The sequence below is a fragment of the Actinomyces sp. oral taxon 170 str. F0386 genome (assembly GCF_000195595.1).
GTDB lineage: Bacteria > Actinomycetota > Actinomycetes > Actinomycetales > Actinomycetaceae > Actinomyces.
On record NZ_GL882535.1, the window covers coordinates 1 to 2,068 of the forward strand.

Here is a 2,068-nt window from a genome sequence, read left to right on the forward strand (position 1 = left end):
CGCCCCGGTGGCGGTGGCCGTCCCGGCGGTGGTGGCGGTGGCCGTCCCGGCGGCGGCTTCGGTGGACCTCGCGGCGGCCGCGGCGGTCGTGGTTCCACCCAGGGCGCCTTCGGACGTGGCGGCGGTGCCCCGAGGGGGCGCAAGTCCAAGCGGGCCAAGCGCCAGGAGTTCGAGCAGCAGAGCGCGCCGTCGATCGGCGGAGTCATCGTCCCGCGCGGTGACGGCTCCACCCCGGTGCGCGTGCGCCAGGGGGCGACGCTCACGGACCTGGCTGAGAAGATCAACGCCAACCCCGCGGCACTGGTGACCGTGCTGTTCCACCTCGGTGAGATGGCCACGGCCACCCAGTCCCTCGACGAGGACACCTTCGCCCTCCTGGGCGCCGAGCTGGGCTACACCGTTCAGATCGTGTCGCCCGAGGACGAGGACCGTGAGCTGCTGGAGTCCTTCGACATCGACCTCGAGCCCGACGAGGACGACGCAAACCTCGTACCGCGGCCCCCAGTGGTCACGGTCATGGGCCACGTCGACCACGGTAAGACCAAGCTGCTGGACGCGATCCGCTCCACCGACGTCGTCGCTGCAGAGGCGGGGGGGATCACCCAGTCCATCGGCGCCTACCAGGTGCGCGTCAACCTGAACGACGAGGAGCGCCCGATCACCTTCATCGACACCCCTGGTCACGAGGCCTTCACGGCCATGCGTGCCCGCGGTGCCGAGGTGACCGACATCGCCATCCTCGTCGTGGCCGCCGACGACGGCGTCATGCCCCAGACCGTTGAGGCCCTCAACCACGCCCAGGCGGCCAACGTGCCGATCGTCGTGGCGGTCAACAAGATCGACAAGGAGGGCGCCAACCCGGACAAGATCCGCGGCCAGCTCACCGAGTACGGTCTGGTCCCCGAGGAGTACGGCGGCGAGACGATGTTCGTGGACATCTCCGCCAGGCAGCGCCTTCACATCGACGAGCTCCTCGAGGCCGTCCTGCTCACCGCGGACGCCGCCCTGGACCTGCGGGCCAACCCTGAGACCGAGGCCCGCGGCGTCACCATCGAGGCCAAGCTCGACAAGGGACGCGGTGCCGTGAGCACCATCCTGGTCGAGCGCGGCACACTGCGGGTCGGTGACCCGATCGTGGCCGGAAGCGCCTACGGGCGTGTGCGCGCCATGTTCAACGAGCACGGGGAGAACCTCACCGAGGCCGGGCCCGCCCGTCCGGCCCTGGTCCTGGGACTGACGAACGTGCCCAGCGCCGGCGACTCCTTCATCGTCGCCCCAGACGACCGCACGGCCCGCCAGATCGCTGACAAGCGCGAGGCCGCCGAGCGTGCCGCCATGCTGGCCAAGCGTCGCAAGCGGGTGTCTCTGGAGAATCTCACCGACGTTCTCAAGGAGGGCAAGGTCGACACCCTCAACCTCATCCTCAAGGGCGACAGCTCGGGTGCGGTCGAGGCCCTGGAGGACTCCCTGCTCAAGATCGACGTCGGCGAGGAGGTCGCTCTGCGCGTCATCCACCGCGGCGTAGGCGCCATCACCCAGAACGACGTCAACCTGGCCACTGTGGACTCCGCCGTCATCATCGGCTTCAACGTCCGGCCCGCCGAGCGCGTCTCGGAGATCGCCGACCGTGAGGGCGTCGACATGAAGTTCTACTCGGTCATCTACAACGCGATCGAGGACGTCGAGGCCGCCATGAAGGGCATGCTCAAGCCCGTCTACGAGGAGGTCGAGCTCGGCACCGCCGAGATCCGGCAGATCTTCCGCTCCTCGAAGTTCGGCTCCATCGCAGGCTCCATCGTCCGCTCGGGCATCATCAAGCGGGGTGCCAAGGCCCGTCTGGTGCGCGGCGGCGTCGTCGTCAACGGAGAGCTGTCCATCGAGACGCTGCGCCGCGAGAAGGACGACGTCACCGAGGTCCGCGAGGGCTACGAGTGCGGTATCAACCTGGGTCACAAGGACATCGCCGAGGGCGATGTCATCGAGACCTGGGAGATGCGCGAGAAGCCGCGCGACTGAGTACTGCTGCACCGGCAACGGCGGCCGGCCACCCGAGTGGGGTGGCCGGCCG

Annotated in this window: 1 protein-coding gene; it reads left to right on the forward strand. The window is 69.1% G+C overall.

The features are described 5' to 3' along the window. Positions 1–2,016 (forward strand): translation initiation factor IF-2 (gene infB / locus HMPREF9056_RS05005; protein WP_034513897.1); only part of this gene is annotated, 2,016 nt, incomplete at its 5' end. Positions 2,017–2,068: the final 52 nt, after the last annotated feature.